At 58.7% G+C, this 22417-nt stretch carries 30 protein-coding genes and 1 tRNA gene; 12 read left to right on the plus strand and 19 right to left on the minus strand.

Annotated features, from left to right (window positions below; genetic code table 11):
• The first annotated feature begins 20 nt into the window (after positions 1-20).
• Positions 21-1046 carry an aldo/keto reductase gene (locus ACEWMW_RS07540; RefSeq protein WP_409413270.1) on the plus strand — a complete coding sequence of 342 codons (1026 nt, stop codon included), beginning with the start codon at positions 21-23 and terminating at the stop codon, positions 1044-1046.
• Positions 1047-1260: 214 nt separating this feature from the next.
• Positions 1261-4203: a TonB-dependent receptor gene (locus tag ACEWMW_RS07545; protein WP_409413271.1), complete on the plus strand. Its 2943-nt coding sequence runs from the start codon at positions 1261-1263 to the stop codon at positions 4201-4203.
• Between the two features lie 76 nt (positions 4204-4279).
• On the opposite strand, the gene ACEWMW_RS07550 is transcribed toward ACEWMW_RS07545, so the two are convergent.
• Positions 4280-5110, minus strand: a complete 831-nt coding sequence (locus tag ACEWMW_RS07550; protein WP_409413272.1) for a queuosine precursor transporter — start codon at positions 5108-5110, stop codon at positions 4280-4282.
• 52 nt (positions 5111-5162) lie between these two features.
• Between ACEWMW_RS07550 and ACEWMW_RS07555 the strand changes: the two genes are divergently transcribed.
• Positions 5163-5239, plus strand: a tRNA-Arg gene (locus tag ACEWMW_RS07555).
• A 10-nt stretch (positions 5240-5249) separates the two neighbouring features.
• On the opposite strand, the gene ACEWMW_RS07560 is transcribed toward ACEWMW_RS07555, so the two are convergent.
• From ACEWMW_RS07560 to leuC, 8 genes are all read right to left on the minus strand, one after another.
• A complete protein-coding gene (locus ACEWMW_RS07560) occupies positions 5250-6032 on the minus strand; it encodes an NUDIX hydrolase (protein ID WP_409413273.1) in 783 nt (260 codons plus the stop codon).
• A gap of 281 nt (positions 6033-6313) precedes the next feature.
• A complete protein-coding gene (gene grxD, locus ACEWMW_RS07565; RefSeq protein WP_409413274.1) occupies positions 6314-6646 on the minus strand; it encodes a Grx4 family monothiol glutaredoxin in 333 nt (110 codons plus the stop codon).
• Positions 6647-6676: 30 nt separating this feature from the next.
• Positions 6677-6913, minus strand: a complete 237-nt coding sequence (locus tag ACEWMW_RS07570) for a BolA family protein (RefSeq protein WP_409413275.1) — start codon at positions 6911-6913, stop codon at positions 6677-6679.
• Between the two features lie 10 nt (positions 6914-6923).
• Complete coding sequence (locus ACEWMW_RS07575) at positions 6924-7247, minus strand: DUF1476 domain-containing protein (protein ID WP_409413276.1); 324 nt, start codon at positions 7245-7247, stop codon at positions 6924-6926.
• A 58-nt stretch (positions 7248-7305) separates the two neighbouring features.
• On the minus strand, positions 7306-8304 hold the full coding sequence (locus ACEWMW_RS07580) for an NADPH:quinone oxidoreductase family protein (protein WP_409413277.1): 999 nt from the start codon (positions 8302-8304) through the stop codon (positions 7306-7308).
• Positions 8301-8903 (minus strand): 3-isopropylmalate dehydratase small subunit, encoded by a 603-nt coding sequence (gene leuD / locus ACEWMW_RS07585; protein ID WP_409413278.1) that lies wholly within the window; start codon positions 8901-8903, stop codon positions 8301-8303. Before leuD ends, ACEWMW_RS07580 begins: the two co-directional genes overlap by 4 nt.
• Positions 8903-9061, minus strand: coding sequence for an LPXTG cell wall anchor domain-containing protein (locus ACEWMW_RS07590; protein WP_409413279.1), 159 nt, complete (start codon positions 9059-9061; stop codon positions 8903-8905). Before ACEWMW_RS07590 ends, leuD begins: the two co-directional genes overlap by 1 nt.
• A gap of 50 nt (positions 9062-9111) precedes the next feature.
• Entirely contained in the window at positions 9112-10554 is a 1443-nt protein-coding gene (gene leuC / locus ACEWMW_RS07595; protein ID WP_409413280.1) for a 3-isopropylmalate dehydratase large subunit, read from the minus strand.
• Positions 10555-10654: 100 nt separating this feature from the next.
• Between leuC and ACEWMW_RS07600 the strand changes: the two genes are divergently transcribed.
• The 3 genes from ACEWMW_RS07600 to ACEWMW_RS07610 are packed head-to-tail and all read left to right on the plus strand — an operon-like array spanning position 10655 to position 13380.
• A complete protein-coding gene (locus tag ACEWMW_RS07600) occupies positions 10655-11056 on the plus strand; it encodes an acyl-CoA thioesterase (RefSeq protein WP_409413281.1) in 402 nt (133 codons plus the stop codon).
• Positions 11057-11100: 44 nt separating this feature from the next.
• The gene (locus ACEWMW_RS07605; RefSeq protein ID WP_409413282.1) at positions 11101-12819 is read left to right on the plus strand and encodes an ABC transporter ATP-binding protein; all 1719 of its coding nucleotides are present in this window, start codon (positions 11101-11103) and stop codon (positions 12817-12819) included.
• A 42-nt stretch (positions 12820-12861) separates the two neighbouring features.
• Positions 12862-13380, plus strand: a complete 519-nt coding sequence (locus ACEWMW_RS07610) for a sterol desaturase family protein (RefSeq protein WP_409413283.1) — start codon at positions 12862-12864, stop codon at positions 13378-13380.
• Here the strand turns inward: ACEWMW_RS07610 and ACEWMW_RS07615 are convergent, their stop codons facing one another.
• The 10 genes from ACEWMW_RS07615 to ACEWMW_RS07660 form a co-directional block, all read right to left on the minus strand.
• Positions 13381-13731 (minus strand): YbaN family protein, encoded by a 351-nt coding sequence (locus tag ACEWMW_RS07615; protein WP_409413284.1) that lies wholly within the window; start codon positions 13729-13731, stop codon positions 13381-13383.
• Between the two features lies 1 nt (position 13732).
• Positions 13733-14140, minus strand: coding sequence for a SufE family protein (locus tag ACEWMW_RS07620; RefSeq protein WP_409413285.1), 408 nt, complete (start codon positions 14138-14140; stop codon positions 13733-13735).
• A 26-nt stretch (positions 14141-14166) separates the two neighbouring features.
• The gene (locus tag ACEWMW_RS07625) at positions 14167-14397 is read right to left on the minus strand and encodes a hypothetical protein (RefSeq protein ID WP_409413625.1); all 231 of its coding nucleotides are present in this window, start codon (positions 14395-14397) and stop codon (positions 14167-14169) included.
• A 73-nt stretch (positions 14398-14470) separates the two neighbouring features.
• Positions 14471-14728: a hypothetical protein gene (locus ACEWMW_RS07630; protein WP_409413286.1), complete on the minus strand. Its 258-nt coding sequence runs from the start codon at positions 14726-14728 to the stop codon at positions 14471-14473.
• A complete protein-coding gene (locus ACEWMW_RS07635) occupies positions 14725-15060 on the minus strand; it encodes a hypothetical protein (RefSeq protein WP_409413287.1) in 336 nt (111 codons plus the stop codon). The genes ACEWMW_RS07630 and ACEWMW_RS07635 overlap by 4 nt, the downstream gene beginning before the upstream one ends.
• Positions 15060-15371, minus strand: a complete 312-nt coding sequence (locus ACEWMW_RS07640; RefSeq protein WP_409413288.1) for a hypothetical protein — start codon at positions 15369-15371, stop codon at positions 15060-15062. The genes ACEWMW_RS07635 and ACEWMW_RS07640 overlap by 1 nt, the downstream gene beginning before the upstream one ends.
• 27 nt (positions 15372-15398) lie before the next feature.
• Complete coding sequence (gene pspC, locus ACEWMW_RS07645; RefSeq protein ID WP_409413289.1) at positions 15399-15776, minus strand: envelope stress response membrane protein PspC; 378 nt, start codon at positions 15774-15776, stop codon at positions 15399-15401.
• Positions 15773-16051, minus strand: coding sequence for an envelope stress response membrane protein PspB (pspB, locus tag ACEWMW_RS07650; protein WP_409413626.1), 279 nt, complete (start codon positions 16049-16051; stop codon positions 15773-15775). The genes pspC and pspB overlap by 4 nt, the downstream gene beginning before the upstream one ends.
• Before the next feature lie 27 nt (positions 16052-16078).
• Positions 16079-16849, minus strand: coding sequence for a phage shock protein PspA (gene pspA / locus ACEWMW_RS07655; protein ID WP_409413627.1), 771 nt, complete (start codon positions 16847-16849; stop codon positions 16079-16081).
• A gap of 128 nt (positions 16850-16977) precedes the next feature.
• A complete protein-coding gene (locus ACEWMW_RS07660; protein ID WP_409413290.1) occupies positions 16978-17127 on the minus strand; it encodes a hypothetical protein in 150 nt (49 codons plus the stop codon).
• Between the two features lie 148 nt (positions 17128-17275).
• Here ACEWMW_RS07660 and pspF point away from each other — a divergent pair, with 148 nt between their 5' ends.
• The 6 genes from pspF to ACEWMW_RS07690 all read left to right on the plus strand — a co-directional run bounded on the left by pspF (position 17276) and on the right by ACEWMW_RS07690 (position 22411).
• The gene (gene pspF, locus ACEWMW_RS07665) at positions 17276-18304 is read left to right on the plus strand and encodes a phage shock protein operon transcriptional activator (protein ID WP_409413291.1); all 1029 of its coding nucleotides are present in this window, start codon (positions 17276-17278) and stop codon (positions 18302-18304) included.
• 55 nt (positions 18305-18359) lie between these two features.
• Entirely contained in the window at positions 18360-18650 is a 291-nt protein-coding gene (locus ACEWMW_RS07670) for a hypothetical protein (protein ID WP_409413292.1), read from the plus strand.
• A 158-nt stretch (positions 18651-18808) separates the two neighbouring features.
• Positions 18809-19003, plus strand: a complete 195-nt coding sequence (locus ACEWMW_RS07675) for a hypothetical protein (protein ID WP_409413293.1) — start codon at positions 18809-18811, stop codon at positions 19001-19003.
• Between the two features lie 432 nt (positions 19004-19435).
• Positions 19436-20008, plus strand: coding sequence for a ribosome maturation protein RimP (gene rimP, locus ACEWMW_RS07680; RefSeq protein WP_409413294.1), 573 nt, complete (start codon positions 19436-19438; stop codon positions 20006-20008).
• Positions 20009-20013: 5 nt separating this feature from the next.
• Positions 20014-21672, plus strand: coding sequence for a transcription termination factor NusA (nusA, locus tag ACEWMW_RS07685; RefSeq protein WP_409413295.1), 1659 nt, complete (start codon positions 20014-20016; stop codon positions 21670-21672).
• Positions 21653-22411, plus strand: coding sequence for a DUF448 domain-containing protein (locus tag ACEWMW_RS07690; protein WP_409413296.1), 759 nt, complete (start codon positions 21653-21655; stop codon positions 22409-22411). Before nusA ends, ACEWMW_RS07690 begins: the two co-directional genes overlap by 20 nt.
• Positions 22412-22417: the final 6 nt, after the last annotated feature.

Genomic DNA, 22417 nt, shown 5'->3' on the forward strand with positions numbered 1-22417 from the left:
CGACCTTACGGAGAAATACAATGCAATATGCCCGACTTGGCCGATCCGGCCTGACTGTCTCCCGTCTGTGCCTCGGTTGCATGAGCTATGGTGACACGACCAAGGGCTGGCACGGCGACTGGGTGCTGAACGAAGATGACGCGCGCCCGTTCTTTCGCCAGGCGCTCGAGGCCGGGATCAACTTCTTCGATACCGCGAACGGCTATGCCGGTGGGACATCCGAAGAAGTGACCGGCAGGCTGCTCAACGAACTGTCCCGGCGCGACGAAATCGTGGTTGCAACGAAGGCTTTCCTGCCGTGGCGCGGGGCTCCCAACACGTCCGGACTTTCGCGCAAAAGCCTGATGCAGGCGATCGACGACAGCCTCTCGCGGCTGGGTATGGACTATGTCGATCTCTACCAGATCCACCGCTGGGACGAGCATACTCCGATCGAGGAAACAATGGCGGCGCTGCATGACATCGTGAAGGCGGGCAAGGCACGTTATATCGGTGCATCGAGTATGTTCGCATGGCAGTTTGCTAAGGCGCAGGAAGTTGCGCGCGCAAATAGCTGGACCGAGTTCATCTCGATGCAGAACCATGTGAACCTGCTTTACCGCGAGGAAGAGCGCGAGATGATCCCGTTATGCCGCGACCAGGGAGTCGGGATTATCCCATGGAGCCCGCTGGCGCGCGGCAAGCTGGCCCGCCCGCCTGAAGAGACTACCGTACGCAGCGAGACCGACGGCTTCGGGAAGATGCTCTACGGCGAAGGCGATGATGCCGATCGTGCGGTGATCGACGCGGTGGGGAAGATCGCGGAAGCTCGCGATGTTTCTCGCGCCACCGTGGGACTCGCCTGGCATTTTTCCAAGCCGGACATCACCGCACCGATTATCGGGGCGACTAAAGAGCAACACATCGCGGATGCGGTTGCGGCGCTCGATCTTGATCTCAGCGTTGAAGAAGTTGCCCTGCTCGAGGCTCCTTACAGGCCAAAACCCGTCGCGGGCGTCGTCACGACCGCTGATCCGCAGTTTAACGTGAGTGTAAAGGCATCTTAGGTCTTGGCTTGTCTCTCGCAGACCATGGGCAGCCAGTGAAGCGTTCCGTAGCGTAAATTCGCGATGCGATTGTGGCCGCAATTTTATTGTGCGGATTGTGCGCAACACCGCGGAATATTGCGAAAAACTGCCCCTTGCCAGAGGTGTAGGAGATGGCTTAGCTTGTGCATTCCATAAGCCGCAAGAAAGCGGCGTGGATACTGAGGAGAGGATTATGAGGGTCAAAGCCACCCTGCTGGCCGGAATCTGTGCCGGCGCCGTCGCCATCCCTGCCCATGCACAAGATGCACAGGATGCAGAAGATCCCGCGATCGATAGCAATGTTATTATCGTTACCGCACAACGTCAGGCGCAAAGCCTGCAAGAAGTTCCGATTGCCGTTAGTGCATTTGATGCAGAAGCACTCGAAGCGCAGCAAATCGAAAACGCCAGCGATCTTCAGCTAACGCTGCCGAACGTCTCATTCACGAAAAGCAACTTTACCGCATCGAGCTTTACGATTCGCGGTATTGGTGACCTTTGCGTTGGCGTGAGCTGCGATAGTGCAACCGCTATCCACCTAAATTCCGCGCCTCTCTTTGGGACGCGCCTGTTCGAAACCGAGTATTTTGATCTCGAGCGAATTGAAGTCCTTCGCGGCCCGCAGGGAACACTGTTTGGCCGTAACGCGACTTCGGGTGTGGTCAACGTGGTGACGGCCAAACCTGACCTGTCCGGCTTTGGAGCCGCTGCCGAGTTCGAATACGGCAATTACGATTCGATGAAAGCCAAGGGGATGATCAATCTCCCTATCGGCGAATCGATTGCTGCACGCGTGGCGGGTTTCTACCTTAAGCGTGATGGCTACACGACCAATCTGACGGATGGCAGCGACATTGATGATCGCGACATGTTTGCGATCCGTGGTTCGCTCCGTTTCGAACCGGGTCCCGATACGACCATCGATCTGATGGCATACTACTTCGAAGAAGACGACAACCGGATGCGCATCCAGAAGCAGCAGTGCCAGCGCGATCCTACGGGCGTCTTGGGCTGCCTCAACAATCGGCGCGATTTCGACAAGATCAATGCCAACTCGACATTCACTGGTACGCTCGGTTCGCAACAGTTTATCGACCTTGTATTCGCTGCAACTCCGCTCGGTGCCCTGACTGCAGGGCTGGGACTAAATGACCTTTATGGTCCCGATGCTTATGCCAACTTCGACGAACCAAATGACGTTCGCCAGGTGCGCACGGAATTCACCCCGGAATACTACACCGATGAACTACAGTTGCAGGCCCACTTTGAGCACAACTTTGGCAATATGCAGTTGGGTGTAACTGGCACCTACCAAGAGACCTCCGTCGATTCCCGGCAAGACTACAACAACGGTGTCGGCGGGATTCCTAACGCTGCACTCGCGTTTGGTACCCTTCAGGCCTATGCGGCAGGGGCAGCAGGTCCCGGCGTGCAAGCATACTTCGCGCCAGTCGCCGCTGCGCTTTTCGACGCCAGTGGAAACCTGTGTACCTCGGAAACCCGTCTCGACAATCTCGGCGCATTCGAAGGCTTTTCTGTCTGCACGCCCAACGGCACGCAATTCGACCGATCCAATTCGGATAACCGCGCCTGGTCGGTTGAAACAATCTTGTCGTCTGATCTCGACGGACCATTCAACTTCCTGCTGGGCGGAATCTATGCAGATTCGCACCTCACGGAAAACAGCTACTTCGTGAACGCCTTCGCCATTGACTATGTGAGCGGCGTTCTCGGTTCCTTGTTGAGCCTCGGGGGAGGATTGGCTCCTGCTTACGCAGGCACCTCATTCTTCCGGAACAACACGCAGGATGCGCGCCTCAAGAGCTACGGTATTTTCGGCGAAGTGTATTACGACATCAGTGACCGTTTGAAGTTCACCGGTGGCCTGAGATACAATGATGACAAGAAGTCGACAGAGGCACGCTCTACACTCGCGAGCTTCTTCGTGCCTTATACAAATACGGGCGATCCCTTCGACGCCACCAACAACCCGCTCTATCCGATCAATCCGTTTGGCGGTCTCTTTGATGCTGACCCCACACTTGATGGTCGGCAGGATCTGGCCATTCGGAGTGTCTCCTTCAGCGAGGTTACCGGGCGCGCCGTTCTAGACTACGAGATTTCTCCCGACAATCACCTGTATCTATCCTATTCCCGCGGCTACAAGTCGGGCGGTATCAACCCGCCGCTGCAACCGATCTTCGAGGTCTCGGATAGCTTTGGTCCGGAGCAAATCGACGCATTCGAGATCGGCAGCAAGAATACCTTTGCCAATGGTGCTTTGCAGCTCAATGCGACAGCCTTCTATTACAAGTACAAGGGTTTGCAGCTAAGCCGGATTATCGCACGAACCTCGGTAAACGATACGATCGACGCGAATATATGGGGTCTTGAGCTTGAATCGCTCATCCGGCCGGATCCCAACTGGCTGATCAATATGAACTTCAGTTACCTCAATGCAGAGGTTGCTGGTGATCAATTCTTCAGCAATCCGCGTGATCCAGGCGCCGGTGACCCTGACGCAGTGATCATCAAGGATATTACGAATGGTGCGCTTTGCGCCGTGTCCTCGACCGGGCCGACCAGCGCCGTGGGCTTCGTCAATTTCTTCAACGCAATTACGAATGGGCTCACTGGCACTTCACTTCAAGATGCAACTCAATTTCCTGCTGACGGTGGAATCGCATCCTGGGGCGCATTCAGCATCTGTGATTCACTTGCGGCGGCTGCGGTTCCTGGAATCCAGGTAGACAGCCCCGGCATCGAACAGAATCTGAAGGGCAACAAGCTGCCTCAGGCTCCAAACATGAAGGCGTCGGTTGGTGTCCAATACACTGCCGAGTTCGATAGTGGCATGACACTGGTCCCGCGCGTCGACGTTGCTTTCACGGGTGAGCAATACGGCAACGTATTCAACGGCCGCGTCAACCGGATTGCACCGTTCGTTCAGGCGAATGCTCAGATCCAGCTGAATTCGGCCGACGAGCGCTGGTTTGCCCGGGCATTTGTTCAGAACATCTTCGATAGCGACTCAGTGACCGGCCTTTACGTCACTGACGCTTCGTCAGGCTTGTTCTCGAACATCTTCACGCTCGACCCGCGTCGATACGGCGTTGCGGTGGGTGTGAAATTCTAGACCCAAGTTCTCGCAAGAGAATGCACGAGAAGGCCGGGCCCAGCGCCCGGCCTTTTCTTTTGGAACGCGTAGGTAGTCAGGTGTTCGATTTCGCGAAGGGCGAAAAGTCCGTTCCCTCATCGAATATATCGACGCCTTCGCGCCGCTTGAGCCACCCGACTACCATGTAGGTCACAGGCGTCAGCACAGCCTCCCACAGCACCTTGAGCAGCCAGTTGGTGACCATCACGATCAGCACCGCCTCGGTCGTCCATATCCCCAGGAATGCGACCGGATAGAAGATCAGGCTGTCGATCCCTTGCCCAACCACCGTTGAACCGATCGTCCGGCTCCACAGCGCCTTGCCCTTGGTCCAGATCTTCATCTTGGCCATGACATAGGAATTGACGAATTCACCGGCCCAGAAAGCCAGCATCGAAGCGATAACGATCCGCCAAGTGCTGCCGAACACGGATTCGTAGGTTTGCTGACAGATCGATCCGGTGGATGGGTCGTCACCTGCCGCCATTTGCAGGGTATCGCTACCCACGCAGGCCCAGCCATCAAATGCAGGCAGCCGCACGACCACAAAGCTCATCACCGCCATGAAGATAAGAGCGGCAAAGCCGGTCCAGATCACCCGGCGGGCGCGGGCATAGCCATAGACCTCGGTCAGCACGTCCCCGATGACGTAGCTAACCGGGAAAAAGAGGATGCCCGCACCGAAGATGAATAGCCCGTCTTCGGCTGGCCACCAGCCCGCAGGCCACCAGCCGACTGACACCACCGAGAGCTTTGCCGCCCCGATCAAGTTAGAGAGCAGCAGGATCGCGACGAAGGCCGCCATCACGAGGTCATAGTAGCGAAAGCGGTGCCCTGATCCTCGAGCGGTCGGCGCGGTATGGGGCGAATTTTCCATGGCGCGCATGCCTATCGTGATTTGCGGCTCGCGCAAAGCGCGCTATGGGCCGCAGCAGCGCGCGCCCGTAGCTCATCTGGATAGAGCGCGAGACTTCTAATCTTGAGGTAGCAGGTTCGAGTCCTGCCGGGCGCGCCAGTTTCTAACTTCAGCCGCGCATCACGGAATCGAGTGGTTCACCCGTCACCGGATAACCCAAGTCTTCGCCGATATTGAGCCAGGTCTTGCCTTCCGCCTCGGCCATGAACGGCGTGATAGTCCGCACCGGTATGGCCTCTGCCTGCGCGCGTGCATCTTCGAAGCTGGCGAACAGCGCCAACCGTTCGAGATTGCGGCGCGTGGGGAAGATGACCTTGATGTCACCCGTCTCAGCGAGATCCAGCGCGCCTTGGGCACTGGTCCAGAACAGATGCGTATTTTCCGAGCCATCTTCCTCGATATCGACCGCGCCGGTGCCAAGGTCGGCCAGGTAGAAGCGGGTATCATAGACGCGCGGAATGCGTTCGTTCTTGGGATACCAGCGAGCAAATGGCGTCAACTGGTCAAGATCCAATTCCCAATTGAAATGTTCGAGCACCGGAGCAAGCTCGCCGGTTTGCAGGAGGTATTCGCGCGCATCGCGCGCTTTCTCGGCATCGATGTCGCCGCGAAGCCCGATGACCAATCCTGTTTCTTCAAGCGTCTCGCGGACAACGGCGATCTGGTGTGCGGCCTCGTCCGGATCGAGCGGTCCTCCGATAGCGGCGCCTAGGTCAAAATCAGCCGGATCGACGCGGCCTCCCGGAAACACAGCCATGCCGCCGGCGAAAACCATCTCGCGCGAGCGGATCGTCATCAGGATCTCCGGTGGGCCATCGTCGGGTCCGTTGCGGAAGATTATGACGGTTGCGGCGGGAATGCCCTCGGGCGAGGGTTCGGATGGATTACTCATATGCGATCACCTTGCGGGCAATCGTCGCGCTTGCCAAGAGCGGCTGGAAAATTGTCGGTAGAGTTTACAACCCAGCGAAGGAAAATTTGGCGTTAACCATCGTATCGCGCAGGAATGCTGGCGCATTCAAAACTGGCACGCTGTCTGCATCGTAGTGCGTACCCACTGGGTCTTCATATAGAGGCGGGACCAACCCTGGTCTCCTGGTCCCGCCTCCCCGAACTTTCCCACAAAAAAGCCGCCCAATGGGCGGCTTCTGTGCTTCTGCTATGGCAAAGATCTCAGCTCTCGGCCGGTGCAACCTGCTTTTCGGTCATAAGTTGTTGAAGTTCGCCGGCTTCGTACATTTCCATCATGATATCGCTGCCACCGACGAACTCGCCTTTGACATAAAGCTGCGGAATAGTGGGCCAATCGGAGAAGCTCTTGATGCCTTGGCGAATTTCCATGTCCTGCAGCACGTCGACGCTTTCATAACCCACACCGCAATGATCGAGAATCGCGACCGCGCGGCTCGAAAAGCCGCACTGCGGGAACAGCGGCGTGCCCTTCATGAACAGGACGACATCGCTCTTTGTGACAATCTCGGAAATGCGCTCATTGGTTTCGGACATGATAGCCTCGGTAATCCCTTCTCTGATTGGCTATGAAGTGGGAACTGCCGTCGTCAGTTGCAAGGCGTGGAGTACGCCGCCCATCCGGCCGCCGAGTGCATCATAGACCATGCGGTGTTGCTGGACCCGGTTCTTGCCTGCGAACTGCGGTGCGGTAACCATCGCCGCCCAATGATCATTGTCTCCGGCAAGATCACGCATCTCAACTTCGGCGCCGGGCAGCGCTTCCTTGATCATGCTCTCGATTTCTTCGGCAGTCATGGCCATGGTTGTGGCCTCAGGAATCGCTCATGAATTGGCGACGGGCCTCGATTGAGCATTCCTCGAGTTTGGCTCTGATATCAGCCTCGCTCACATCGCACTCTGCAGCCGTAAGATCGCCGAGCACTTTGCGGATGACGTCTTCATCGCCCGCTTCCTCGAAATCGGCCTGGACCACCGCCTTTTTGTAGGCATCGGTCTCTTCTTCCGTGAGGCCCATCAGTCCAGCTGCCCATTCGCCCAGCAGTCGATTGCGCCGCGCAGCAACTTTGAACGCAGTTTCCTCGTCCATGGCGAACTTGGCTTCTTCACCGCGCTTGCGATCCTGAAAATCAGTCATGAAATGCTCCGTTTGATACCGCTTGAGATAGGGAGCAGGAACGTGCTCGGCAAGCGGTTCAATCCATTGTCACGACAATCTTGCCGACGGCCTGGCGATTTTCCAGCTTGGCGATGGCATCGCCGCCGCGTTCCAGCGGGAAAGTCTCCGAGACAAGCGGATCAATCTTGCCGGCTTGGAGCAGGTCGAAAAGTTCGTTTACCTGCGCATGGAATTTGACCGGCTCACGGGCGGTAAACGCGCCCCAGAAAACGCCTGCGATGTCGCAGCTCTTCAGCAGCGTCAGATTGAGCGGCATTTTGGCGATGCCAGCAGGGAATCCCACCACCAGAAAGCGGCCTTCCCACGCGATCGAGCGAAGTGCGGGTTCAGAATATTGCCCACCAACAATGTCATAGACGATGTTGGCGCCATCAGGTGCGCATGCTGCCTTGAAGGCATTGGCAAGCTCCTTAGAAGCCGCCTTATCCATATCCTCCTTGGGATAGATTACGACCTCATCCGCACCAGCCTGGCGTGCAACCTCGCCTTTTTCTTCCGAGGAAACCGCAGCGACAACCCGCGCGCCGAATGCCTTTGACAGTTCCACCGCGGAGAGACCTACGCCGCCAGCCGCGCCGAGCACGAGCACAGTATCGCCTTCCTTGATGTGGCCGCGGTCCTTCAGGCCATGGATCGTTGTACCGTATGTCATAAGCAGCGAGGCCGCTTTTTCGAACGATACGCCATCGGGGACCTTGAACATCCGGCCCGCATCGACACAGACTTTCTCGCACAAGCCGCCATTGCCGATCCCGGCCATGACCCTGTCGCCAACTTCAAAACCATCGACGCCTTCGCCAACCGCTTCGACGACGCCGGAGATTTCACCGCCGGGCGAATAGGGACGTTCCGGGCGGAACTGGTAGAGATCGCGGATCATCAACGTGTCGGGGTAGTTGATCGCGCATGCTTTCACGTCGACCAGTACCTGTCCCTTGCTAGGGGTGGGGGCATCGATCTCGTCGAGCTTAAGCGTTTCGGGCCCGCCCGTCTCATGTGTTCTCAGGGCTCTCATGCGGCGATCTCCGTTGGATTGGCCAACCAGGGAAACTGGCCGGATTGCTTCTCTTCATATGTCGAAATGGCTTCATCGCGGGTCATTGTCAGACCAACTTCGTCGAGTCCTTCGATCAGACAATGCTTGCGGAACGGATCGATCTCGAATTCGAAGCGATCCTGGAATGGCGTGGTGACTGTCTGACTTTCAAGATCGATCGAGATCGGATCGGACTTGGCCACTTCCATCAGCCGGTCGACCTGTTCCTGCGGTAGAACCACCGTCAGAACGCCGTTTTTGAAAGCGTTACTCGAGAAAATGTCAGAGAAGCTTGGCGCGATGACAGCTTTCACGCCCATATCGAGCAGCGCCCAGGCAGCATGCTCACGGCTTGAACCACAACCGAAGTTATCGCCCGCAATCAATAAGGGCGAGCCCGAATAATCCGGATCATCGAAAAGGTTCCCCGGCTCGGAGCGAATGGCTTCGAACGCGCCCTTGCCAAGTCCCTCGCGGCTAATGGTCTTGAGCCAATGCGCTGGTATTATGACATCGGTATCGACGTTCTTGGCGCCAAAGGGATAGGCGCGGCCCTCAATCCTCGAGACTGGCTCCATCAATCCGTCTCGGGCTTTTCACCGGAGGGGATTGGGCCCGGCTGTTTTGGTTCGTTTTTCTTCTTGCGCTTGCCTGCATAAAGCAATGCTGCGGCGATGGCCGCAGAACCGATGGCTCCGGCGGCAATGGCGGCTTTTCCAGTGATTTTCTTGGTCATGATCCTACCTTGGGAAAGCAAGCGCGCGCTTGCAAGCGATTCAATGGCATTCAGCCCGCGAGTGGCTCAAGTTCTCGCACATCGGCGAGGCGCCCAGTGACTGCGGCGGCTGCAGCCATTGCCGGAGAGACGAGATGCGTTCGCGCGCCGGGCCCCTGACGGCCGACGAAATTACGATTGCTCGTTGAAGCGCAGCGCTCCCCCGGCGGGACCTTGTCCGGGTTCATGCCAAGGCAGGCGGAGCAACCCGGCTCGCGCCACTCAAGACCCGCGTTGATAAAAATCTTGTCGAGACCTTCTTCCTCGGCCTGGCGCTTCACCAGCCCGGAGCCGGGCACGATGATGGCCCACTTCACGTTCTCGGCCTTCTTCCGGCCGCGGATGATGTCTGCAGCGGCGCGCAGGTCTTCGATCCGGCTATTGGTGCAGCTGCCGATGAAAATGTTCTCGACCTCGACTTCGGCAATCTTCTGGCCGGGTTTGAGCCCCATGTAATCGAGACTCTTGCGAGCGGCTTCCTGCTTGGAGGGATCAGCGAAATCTTCCGGGGCGGGGATTGTGCCGCCAATCGGGATGACATCTTCTGGGCTGGTTCCCCACGTCACGGTCGGCTCGACCGCGTTTGCATCGATGTGCAATACATTGTCGAACTTGGCCCCGGCATCGGTGTGCAAGGTTTTCCAGTAGGCGACTGCCCTGTCCCAATCCGCACCTTTGGGTGCCATCGGGCGGCCTTCTAGATATTCGAACGTCATCGCGTCGGGTGCGATCAGGCCAGCGCGCGCACCGGCTTCGATACTCATGTTGCAAACGGTGAGGCGTCCTTCGATGCTCATCTGCTCGAAAACCTCGCCGCGGTACTCGACCACGTGGCCAGTTCCGCCAGCGGCGCCCAGCTTGCCGATGATATGAAGAATGAGGTCCTTCGGCGTGACGCCGGGGCCCAATTGACCAGTGACCTCAACGGCCAGCGTCTTGGATCTTTTGAGCAGAAGCGTTTGAGTCGCCAGGACATGCTCGACTTCGCTGGTTCCGATACCGAAAGCCAGCGCGCCGATACCGCCATGTGCTGCGGTATGGCTGTCACCGCAGACGATCGTGGTGCCAGGCAGCGAGAAGCCCTGCTCCGGCCCCACGACATGTACGATACCTTGTTCTTCCGCTGTTGCATCGAAATAGCGCACACCGAAAGCCGGAGCGTTGGATTCCAGTGCGGCGAGCTGCGCTGCACTCATCGGATCTTCAATGGGTAGCCGATTGCCTGCGGAATCAAGCCGAGCGGTGGTCGGCAGATTGTGGTCCGGTACCGCCAGTGTCAGATCCGGTCGTCTAACCGGCCGGCCTTGTTGCCGCAGCGATTCAAATGCCTGCGGGCTGGTGACTTCGTGGACGAGGTGACGATCGATGTAGATCAGGCTGGTGCCGTCATCACGGGTTTCCACGATGTGGGCGTTCCAGATCTTCTCATACAGGGTGAGTGGGGCGCTGCTCATACAGCTGGATTAGCGGCAGGCTGGCAACAGTGGCAAGAAAACTCGGACTTAGAAAAACCTTGTCATGGAATGGAAAGGTTTTGTCAGCTAACTTACAGCGATGTCAGCGCTTCAATACTCCTTTCCGATCAAGATTTTGCCCGATGATATCGACTTCATGGGGCACGTGAACAATGCGCGGTACCTCTCATGGGTGCAGGACGCAGTGCTGGCACATTGGCGGAACTTTGCACCGGGAGAGGCTATCTCGCGGCTGGCATGGGTCGCGCTCAAGCATGAGATTTCCTATCGGCGCCCCGCTTTCCTCGAAGACGATGTGATTGCTCAGGTCCTGCTGGAGAAAGTCGCCGGCGCGCGGGCATTCTACAAGACGATCATCATGCGCGGCGAGGAAGTATTGGCCGAAGTCCAGTCGAGCTGGTGCTGCATTGATGCTGAGACCTTGCGGCCTGCCCGCATTGGTTCGGAAATCGCAGCGAAGTTCTTCCCCGACAAAGACTAGACTGCAGTTTCCACTCGATTGCGCGTTCTGGCAAACCGCGCGACATGGTTGCCAGCCTTCTTGCCTATTCTGCGGCCTTGCGGGAGCATGCCGGCGCACGCCTGATTGCGGGTGGTGTTCTGGCGCTGGTATCGGCGCTGCTCGAAGGTGTTGGTATCGTTCTCCTGCTGCCGCTTCTGGCGATTGCAACCGGGGAGGCGGGCGAGGGTTTCGCCCGCGCCATCCTTGATGGACTCGCGGCGATCGGGATCGAAAGCCCGGAGCAGCGCGGGCTGTTTCTCGTTGCGGCCTTTATTGCGATGCTGGCCGCGCGCAGCGCCGCTGGGTGGCTGCGCGATACGTTCATGCATCACCTCGGGCGCGGCTTCGTCGACGAATGGCGCCTCAAGACGCTGGACACCATATCGAACGCCCGCTGGCAGGTCGTGAGCGCAATCAGGCGTAGTACGCTTGAACATGCGCTGACAGAGGATATCGATCGCCTTGCCTCGGGTACTGATCGGATTCTTGTGGCAGTGGTGAGCTCGATGCTGATTGCAGTGCAGTTGGTCATCCTTGGCGGGCTATCCCCGCCGCTGCTCGGAGTAACCATGGGCCTGATGGCGTTGGGAGCTGCAATATGCCTTCCCTTGCTCCGCCGCGCCGGACGGATGGGCGCGCAGCTTACCGATGCAGGCCGAAGCGTCTTCGATGTCCTCGACGACGTGATCGATGGGCAGAAGACTGCGCGACTGGCCAACGCGCAAGCGGACTTCCATGTTCGCTATGCGCAGGCGCTTGCCGAGACACGCCAGCAGGAACTGGCCTATGTTGGCGCGCAAGCTGCTGCGCGGGGCTGGCTGCAATGGACCGCAGGAAGCCTGGTTGCGGTGGCCGCGTTGGCCAGCTTCCTCTATTTCAAAACTCCCGTTGCCGTGCTTGCTCTGGCTGTGATCGTGTTGGCGCGCTTGATCGGACCCGTTCAGACGCTGGTGCAGGCGGGGCAATCAGTCGCCTACATGCTACCCGCATTCGATGAACTGCGATCGCTGTCGGCTCGGCTTGCAAACGCTCCTGGGATGCAGGAAGCTTTGAGTGCATCCGAGCTGGGACAAGGCCCTGCCGCACTCGATTTCAGTGATGTGGAGTTTTCCTACGATGGCGGCCGCCCCGTCCTAGCGCAAATCGATATTTCAATCGGACGCGGCGAGATGGTGGGGCTTTCCGGCCCGTCAGGCTCAGGCAAGACAACCCTGGTGGAGCTTGCTTGCGGTCTTCTCACACCGTTAGCAGGCCAAGTCTTTGCAGATGGCATTGCTCTCGAAAGTTCACGTGCTCGGCAAGCCTGGCGCCAGGGGATTGCCTGCCTGCCGCAAGAGCCATTCCTGTTCAGTGCCAGCGTACGCGACAATCTGGCTTTTGGCCTCGCAAATCCTCCGACCGAAGCAGCAATGGTCGAAGCGCTTGAAATCGCTGAAGCGGAAGATCTTGTTCGCAGGCTTGATAATGGGCTCGATTCCTCGGTCGGACCGCGCGGCGGAGCGCTTTCAGCTGGTGAGCGCCAGAGGCTTTGCCTGGCACGTGCATTGCTCAGGAAGCCGCGCTTGCTGATCCTCGACGAGGCTACTGCCGCGCTCGACGAATCCACCGAGACACGGATACTGGGGCGCCTTGCGGCAATGGGCTCGCAAATGACAATCTTGCTGGTTTCCCATCGCAGCACCGCGTTGGTGAAGACGGATCGGGTGATCACAATCGAAGGGGGAACCATCAAATCCGGTTGATCGCGCCTTTGCAGATCGATCCGCGAGCCCTACAATAGCGCCATGTCCTGGTTACTGCCCTTTTCTATTGTTCTTGTGACCATCTTGGCGATGGAGGGTGTCGCGTGGGCGAGCCACAAGTACATCATGCATGGGTTTGGTTGGGCATGGCATCGGGATCATCACGAACCGCATGATAAGATACTCGAGAAGAACGACCTATTCGCGCTCGTTGGGGCGGCGATGAGTATTTCGATGTTTGCGCTGGGTAGCCGGTGGGTTCTGGGAGAGGCAGCATGGCCGCCCGCAACATGGATCGGCATCGGCATTCTTGGCTACGGGATCATCTACACGCTCGTGCACGACGGGCTCGTACATCAGCGCTATTTTCGCTGGGTGCCCAAGCGCGGCTATGCCAAGCGACTGGTGCAGGCGCATAAGCTTCACCATGCGACGATCGGCAAAGAAGGCGGAGTGAGCTTTGGTTTTGTCTTCGCGCGCGATCCCGCCAAGCTGAAAGCGGAGCTTGCGGCGCAGAGTGAGGCCGGAGTCGCGGTGATAAGGGACAGCAAGGCCGCCTGATTACTCGTTGCGCGTCGCGATCCAGGTCCCCGCAATCAGCAGGATCGCGATTGAAATCAGATAGAAGGGGTGGCCCAGCGTAAAGAATGTGAAGCCTACGCCGATTGCCATGGCTCCAATTGCCATGATTTTTGCCGGCCGGGAGATCGCGCGGCGCTCATTCCAGTCGCGCACTTGCGGCCCCCAATGCGGATGATCGAGAATTTTCTGCTGCAGCTTCGGGCTGCTGCGGGCGAAACAGAACACGGCGACCAGCAGGAACGGGACCGTCGGCATGATCGGCAAGACTGCACCCAGCCCGGCGAGGCCCAGCGAAATCAGACCGCCCAGAAAGTAAAGCTGTCGTCTCATCTCAGCCGGCGGCAAGCCTCGCAGCGTGCTCCTGTACAAGCGCGATCATGTTCGGCACGCCCTGTGTACGGTTGGAAGATAGCTGGTTCTTGAGGTCGAAAGGCGCAAGAGCGGCAGTGACATCCATGGTCGCGACTTCTCGAGCGGGCCGGTGCTGCACTGCGGAGATCACGAGCGCGACGATTCCCTTGGTAATCGCGGCATTGCTGTCGGCGAGAAAATGGAGGTTGCCATCGTGCTCGGTCGGATAGACCCATACGCTGGCCGAGCATCCGCGAACCAATGTGGCATCGGTCTTGAGTGCGTCAGGCATCTCGTCGAGTTCGCGGCCTAATTCGATGAGCAGGCGATAGCGCTCGTCTCCCTCGAGAAACTCGTATTCTTCGGCAATGTCGTCAATCGATCTCATGATCAGTGCCATCTAGGCACTTCGGATCACAAATCCACCCCGCTGGCGATAGCTTCGAGCTTGCGGATACGTTCCTTCAGGTCTGCGATCTCGATGCGCGCAGCACCCACGCTTGATCCGCCCTGTGCGTCCGGATCGGGAAAGCGCGGCCGATGATCGAGCTCCTCACGCTTGAGGAGCAGCCATTCGTTCCAGGCACGCAACAATGCGAACGCCACGATGCTGATCCCCACCAGCGATGCGGCAGCGATAATCATGACTTGTGTACTCACTGCAGTTCTCCCTGAACCTTGGCCTTGCAGCGTATGCTGTTGGGGCGGGACGACATTGTTATTTGTCTCTCAGACTTTCGATTTCTTCGGCGATCGCCTTCGCTTGGCGGCCGTCAGTGGCAATCCGTTCGAGCACATGAATGCGCTCGCGCAATTGTTCGACTTCTTGCTGGAGCTCCAATTCGCGCGCGCTGGAATCCTCTTCGTTATCTTTTTCGCCGATCCGGGCCGACCCGGACGACTGATATCGCGCTCGCAGGACACGGGCAGCGGCGGCGATCAGGACAATCAGAACAACTGCGGTGGCCCAACTCATACTGGTGAATTCTCCTTGGCTGTCCCCAGAGGCGCGCCGCTATCATGCTGCGAACGAAGCCCTTCGATTTCATCTGCCAGCGAGTACCCGCGGTCGGTGACGATTTTCTCCAGCACCACCATCCGGTCCTGCATCGCATCGAGCTTTTCATGCAATGCTCGGTTTTCGGCCTCGAGCCTCTTCGCCGCCTTGCTTTCAGAAGGGAGAGTCTTTCCGCCCCATTCGTCTTCCAGCGCGTAGCCATGCTTGGCGCGGATCCAGTTGTTGATCAGCCAGGAGATCATCGCGAGGCCGATGATTGTCAGGACAAACCCTGGTCCACCCCAGTCCATCAGGCGGTCTCCTTACGCTCGAGGCCCAAGGGTACTCCGCTATCAGGTGATTCGACGCGGCGCTGGTCACGCAGTGCTTCGATCTGGGTCGCGACATCGTAGCCGCGATCGGTTACGATCCGTTCCAGGACGCGGACGCGGTCTTCGAGCTCCTTGATATGGCTCGCGTATTGGGCCGCTTTCTCAGCGGTGTGTTCCGCCGTTGCATCGACCTGTAGCCTCGCAACCTTCTCCTTGTGCTTGGTCCAGATCGCAAAGAACGGGATGCATAAGGCCAAGATCGGAATGAGAAGAGCAATTTCGCCTTCCATGGATTGTCCCCTTTTTGTCTTCTTTTCTTAGCGCAGGCGCTCGATTTCGGCGGAAAGGCGCGGATTGCTCGTAACGTAGTAGGTTTCCACTTCAGCGAGCCGGCGATCGACATCGCGGAAGCGGGCGCGGATCTCGCGCGCTGTGCGCTGCGGGCTCTGGCGTACGCGCTGCCAATATTTCTGCTCTTCCGGCTCGACATAGAGGTAGTCGGGCTTCTTGTTCAGCAGTAGGCCCGCAATGAAGTAGAAGGGGATGGTGCCGCCGCCTGACATGAAAGTCAGGCCAATGGCAGCCAACCGGACCCAGAATGCGTTGACCCCAGTGTAGTCCGCGATGCCCGAGCAGACGCCCATCAGCTTGGCATTCTGCTTGTCCCGATAGAGGGTGGTACGTGGGCTGTTCACTTGGCGGCTCCCTTCTTTTCGGCGATGAGGCGATTGAGTTCTTCGAGCTGTTGGTTGTCGATCTCCTGGTCGTGAACCAGTCGGGCATGCTTGAAATCCGGGTGATCGCTGGCGACCAGTCGTTCGACGGTATCCATCCGGTCGTCCAGCCTCTTGGCGAGATGATACAGCTCATCGAGTAGCTGTTCGTCATCGTTCGTGATTGTACCGGCAGTCTTCCACTTCGTAATGTAGTGCAGGATCAGCCACGGAAGCCCGATCACGAGTGTCGGCATAATAATTACGAGATCCCAATCCACGGTTTAGTCCTCCTGCGTGTTCTTGTCTGTGGCGCTGTCCATTCCCAGCGCGCGTTTCATTTCTGCAAGTTCGTCGTCAATTGCATCCGCGCCTTCTAGCGCAGCGATCTCGTCGGCCAGCGTTGGCTTGCCGGTACCATCAGCGATCGACAGTGCTTCGGCGCGGCCCTCGGCATAGTCGACCCGCCGTTCGAGCTGGTCGAAGCGGGATAGCGCATCGTCGGTCCGCTCGGTGCTCATCACAGTGCGTAGCTTGACGCGATTTTCGGCACTTTCGAGACGCGCGGAGATTGCGGTCTGGCGGCTGCGCGCTTCGCGCAGGCGGTTCTGCAACTTCTCGATGTCTTTTTCGTAGGCGCGCAATGCATCGTCGAGCACAGCGATTTCCTGCTTGAGCTGATCGGACATGTCGGACGCTTTCTTCCGCTCGATCAGAGCGGCGCGCGCGAGGTCTTCACGATCTTTCGAAAGTGCGAGCTGCGCCTTCTCACCCCAATCAGCCTGGAGTTTATCCAGTTTGACAGTGTGGCGATGCATTTCCTTCTGGTCTGCAATCGTCCGCGCCGCGCTCGCCCGTACCTCGACCAGCGTCTCCTCCATCTCGAGGATGATCATGCGGATCATTTTGGACGGGTCATCCGCCTTGTCGAGCATGTCGTTGAAGTTCGCGGCGATGATATCACGGGTACGGCTGAATATTCCCATCAAGGGCACTCCATTGATCGCACGGGCCGGTTCGGGCCGTGTCTGGGTAGGGGTTGGGCTCCGCCGCAGACGTTCGACTTCCTCGTCGAAACGCGAGAGGCGGGGGCGGGCCGGGTTCTCCTTGCCGATGTCGCCATCGGACTGAGGGGGACTGCCAGAAATCGGAAAACCCGACCCTAGGGGGGTGGAAGGATCGCTCACGCCAGCTCAACCATGCCGAAAGATGTGGCGGCGAATGCCGGTGTCGCGTGCATCTGGCTGCTCAGGGCGACAAAGGTCGCCATCATCGCAACGCTGAGAACCGCTGCCTTTCCGAGGCGGGTTTTCAAAAAGCGGCGATCGAACATTATTTCCTCCCGATTGGTTTCATTCACCTAATAGCAAGGAGTGTGCCAAACCTGAATAGTTCTGAAAATACAATATCATAGGAGGATTTACACGATTTTAGCTTGGCGCTTGTTGCCATCTATTGGTGAAATTCACTATATGTTGGTGATGGAGCGCGAGAATCAATTTATTGGGCAGTCGGGTGCCTTTCTCGATTCCGTCGAACGCGCCAGCCGCGCGGCTCCGATGCGTCGCCCGGTATTGGTAGTCGGTGAGCGCGGAACGGGCAAGGAACTGATCGCCGAACGCCTTCACCGTCTGTCCGAGCGCTGGGGCGAACCGTTGATAACCATGAACTGCGCAGCGCTTCCGGAAACGCTGATCGAGGCGGAGCTGTTCGGGCATGAGGCAGGCGCCTTCACCGGTGCTACGCAGGCGCGGGCAGGGCGGTTCGAGGAAGCCGATCGTGGCACGCTGTTTCTTGACGAGCTCGGCACGCTTTCAATGGCAGCACAGGAACGGCTGCTGCGCGCGGTCGAGTATGGTGAGGTGACGCGGATCGGCTCTTCGCGCCCGCTCAATGTCGACGTCCGAATTGTGGCGGCAACGAATGAGGATCTGCCCAAGCTGGCAGAGCAGGGCAGGTTCCGCGCCGACCTGCTGGACCGGCTGAGTTTCGAAGTGATCACCTTGCCGCCTTTACGCGTGCGCGAAGGCGATATCGAGGTCCTTGCGGACTACTTCGGGCGGCGCATGGCAGCGGAAATCGGTTGGGAGGACTGGCCGGGATATGCAGAGCATGTCGCCAGGCAGATGGAAGATCACCCCTGGCCTGGTAACGTTCGTGAGCTGCGCAACGTGGTCGAACGCGCAGTCTATCGCTGGGAGGACTGGCGCGCGCCGATCGGCCATATCCAGTTCGATCCCTTTGATTCCCCTTGGAAGCCGGCCTCTACGCCGCGAATAGACCCACCCCAGACCTCGCGAGATACCCCCCAGACCTTGCCGGATCAGCGGCTCGATGATGTAGACGACCTGCGCGGCGCTGTCGAAGCGCATGAGCGGGCGATCGTGGAGCAGGCTTTGGGCAAGCATCGCTGGAACCAGCGCCAGACAGCCAAGGCTTTGGGGCTCAGCTACGACCAGCTGCGCCATTGCATCAAGAAGCATGGCTTGATGGAAGAAAAGAGCGATTAACGAGGCTTTGAGAATTTCCCGTTAGAACTGCACCATTCGAAGCTAGGGGTGCGAAATGAGCCTGATCAAAGCATTTTTCGGAATAATCGCCTGCGTGTGGATCGCGGCCATTGTAGCCTATGCCGTGAGCGGGCCGGCTGTTGTCGAAGGATCTGAGATCGTGTCCGAGAAAATGGTCGTTGAATCCGGCCTCAAGGACCATGTCGTGAAAGTCGGAGAAGAACGGTGCCTTCAGCACCAGGAAAATTTCGACAAGCTGTGGGAGCGCTCGATCGAGAAGGGCAGTCCGGAATCGATGGAAGATGCGCTGCGCCGCGCTGAAATCGCTGTCGAGACATACTGCTGATCTTCGCCCCAGCGCACGCAAGTAAATTCGTCCGCGCCGATCCGAAGGACAATTTTCGACCTGTCACCGACCGGCTTGATCCATAGGTCGGGTAGCCCCTTACGCACGGCAATAACCGGCTTGTCTTCCATCCAAATCGCTTCAACGAAGCCGATTGCATGATCGTGGCCGAGAACGATGCCGTCAGCAAGCAGGTCCATGTTGCCGCTGTGCGCCTGAACGATCAGCCGCTCGGGTCGCTCACTGCGCGACTTCTCGGTGAAGCGGCAGACCCCGGTGCGAGTCGGCGCGAGTTGCTGGATCCAGCTTCCCCTGTCGGGAAACGGATCGGTGCGCTGATCGAAGGGCTCTAAGTCGCCATCACGCCTTGCCTCGGACAGCATGCGCATTTGCGCGACTTTCGCCTCTGCTTCCTGTCTCGCCTTCCAGGCGTCGCATTCGGCTTGGCTTGGCGCGTCCTCCGGCGGCTCGAACCCGGGCGGGAAGGGTGGGCACAGTGGCACCTTTGGCGGTGGGACTACGGGCGGCGGTGCGCCAGCTTCGGGCGGCAAGAGCTCGGGCGGCGGTGATAAGTTTCCCTGCTCCGTCTCTGCTTGATCGCAGCCCGTAAACGCGAGTGGGCCTGTCAGAATCGCGATAGCGCCAAATCGCATATTGCTTTCCTACTCACCTCGTCCTATCTGACCACCCATCCCGACATTGTCGATACAAGGTTGAGATGCTGGCGCCGCAAGGGGCCGGCCCCAAAAGCCTGTGTTTGCAATGTGTTGCTGAACGGAGAATTGATGACGGATATCGCGCGCCTTGTTGAGATTATCGAACCCGAAGCGGAAGCGCTCGGATTCGATCTCGTGCGCGTGAAGATGATGCCTTCCGAAGCCGGAGATGGCGGGCAGGCATTGCAGATCATGGCGGAAGACCCCGCGACGGGGCAGCTCATCATTGATCAGTGCGCCGCGCTTTCGCGCCGCATCTCGGAACGGTTCGACGAATTCGAAGAACGCGGCCAGGAACTGATCCCGGGGGCCTATCATCTCGAAGTGAGCTCGCCCGGCATTGATCGCCCGCTGACGCGACCGAAGGATTTCTCCGACTGGGCAGGGCACGAGATACGCATAGTGATGATGAAAAGCTGGGCCCAAGATACTGGCAATCAGCGCGTGCTTAAGGGCGAACTCAAGGGCATCGAGAACGGCTCCGTTACAATCGATGACGTCAAGACAGGGGAATCTACGGTTCCCTTCGAATCCATTCATACGGCCAAGCTTGTCCTAACCGACAAATTGATCGCTGCAACCCGACCGCTCGACACCAGTGGTGCCGAAGAGTTATTAGAAGACGAAGAAGAGAAGGCTTAAACCAGATGGCCAGTGCAATTTCCGCCAATAAGGCAGAGCTGCTTGCGATTGCGAAATCAGTCGCTTCGGAAAAGATGATCGAAGAAGCGATCGTTATCGAAGCGATGGAAGAGGCAATCCAGAAGAGCGCGCGTAACCGCTATGGCGCGGAAAACGATATTCGTGCCAAGCTCGATCCCAATACTGGCGATCTGCGACTGTGGCGCGTCGTCGAGGTGGTTGAAGAAGTCGAAGACTACTTCAAGCAGGTCGATCTCAAGCAGGGTCAGAAGCTTCAGGAAGGCGCCGCTATCGGCGACTTCATCGTCGATCCGCTGCCGCCAGTCGATCTGGGCCGCATCGACGCACAGAGCGCCAAGCAGGTGATCTTCCAGAAGGTCCGCGATGCCGAGCGTGAGCGTCAGTATGAAGAGTTCAAGGACCGCGCGAACGAAGTGATCACCGGCGTGATCAAGTCGGTCGAATTTGGTCATGTGATCGTCAATCTGGGCCGCGCCGAAGGCGTGATCCGCCGCGATCAGCAGATCCCGCGTGAGGCTGCTCGTGTCGGCGAGCGTGTCCGCGCGCTGATCACCAAGGTCGAGCGTAACAATCGCGGCCAGCAGATCTTCCTCAGCCGTGCGCATCCCGATTTCATGCGCAAGCTGTTCGCGCAGGAAGTGCCCGAGATTTACGACGGCATCATCGAAATCAAGGCCGCAGCCCGCGATCCGGGCAGCCGCGCCAAGATCGGCGTGATCAGCCACGACAGCTCGATCGATCCGGTCGGCGCCTGTGTCGGCATGAAGGGTAGCCGTGTGCAGGCCGTCGTGCAGGAACTGCAGGGCGAGAAGATCGATATCATTCCCTGGAGCGAAGACATCGCGACTTTCGTCGTGAACGCGCTCCAGCCAGCCACAGTCAGCCGCGTCGTGCTCGACGAGGAAGAAGGCCGTATCGAAGTCGTGGTGCCGGATGACCAGCTTTCGCTGGCAATCGGTCGCCGCGGCCAGAACGTGCGTCTCGCCAGCCAGCTCACCAGTCACCAGATCGATATCATGACTGATGAAGAAGCGAGCGTGAAGCGGCAGAAGGAATTCGCCGAGCGGTCCAAGATGTTCGAGGAAGAGCTCGACGTCGATGAGACACTTTCACAGCTGCTGGTTGCCGAAGGCTTCCAGGAACTCGAGGAAGTTGCCTACGTTGAAATGGACGAACTGGCCTCGATCGAAGGTTTCGACGAAGATCTGGCTGAAGAGCTGCAAAACCGTGCCAAGGAAGCGCTCGAGCGGCAGGAAGAAGCTGCACGGACCGAGCGCCGCGAGCTGGGTGTCGAAGATGCGCTGGCCGAAATCCCGCACCTGACCGAACAGATGCTGGTGACCCTGGGCAAAGGCGGGATCAAGACGCTCGACGACCTCGCAGATCTCGCCACCGACGAGCTGATCCAGAAGAAGCGCGAGGCCCCGCGTCGTCGCCAGGCGCCTGATGGCCCGCCGATGCGCCGCCCCAGTGTACGTGAACAGGACAAGGGCGGTGTGCTGGGCGAGTATGGCCTGACCGAAGAGCAGGGCAACGAGATCATCATGGCGGCCCGTGCGCACTGGTTCGAAGACGAAGAGCCGGCACCCGCTGCCGAGGCAGCCGATTCACAGGAGGCCGCCGATGCGGACTCCACCCAATGAGCGCCTGACGTCCGACATCGCTGACGTATCGCGGCCCCGTAAAGCGGAGCCCGAACAAACGCGTCCTGAGCGCAAGTGCATCCTGTCGGGTGCGATTGCGCCGAGAGACAGCCTCGTGCGGCTGGCAATCAGCCCGGAGGGGCTGGTGCTACCCGACCCTGCAGCGAAGGCTCCGGGACGCGGAGCGTGGCTCGGTTCTACGCGACAGGAGCTCGAAACGGCGGTTGCGAACGGCAAGTTGAAGGGAGCGCTGGCCCGCGCCTTCAAGGATGGCAGCCTGACGATACCGACCGACCTGCCCGAGATTATCGATCAGGCCCTGACGAGGACCTTGCTTGATCGGCTGGGCCTGGAAATGCGGGCCGGCAATGTCTTGCTTGGCTCCGAGAAGATCGCGCAGGCGGCGCGAATGGGCGCAATTGCGCTGTTGCTCCATGCCAGCGATGCCAGCGAGGATGGGAGCAAGAAGCTTGATCAGGCCTGGCGAGTGGGCCGTGATGCGGAAGGCACAGGCGAGCGGGGAATTTCCTTGCCACTGGACCGGGCGGCTTTGTCTGTGGCATTGGGCCGCGACAATGTCGTCCACCTGGCGCTGGGCAATGCCCCGGCGGCTGACCGGATCATGGGAGTGCTTCGGCGCTTGATTCATTTTCGCGGGAGCGATCTTCCCGCGCTGGAAGCAGAATCCGACGCGGCCTTGCCGCTGCAGGATCCTGCAGGTGACGAAATAAACGTTTGAAGGAAA

It is taken from the genome of Litorerythrobacter xanthomarinus (assembly GCF_046254955.1).
Classification (GTDB): domain Bacteria; phylum Pseudomonadota; class Alphaproteobacteria; order Sphingomonadales; family Sphingomonadaceae; genus Qipengyuania_C.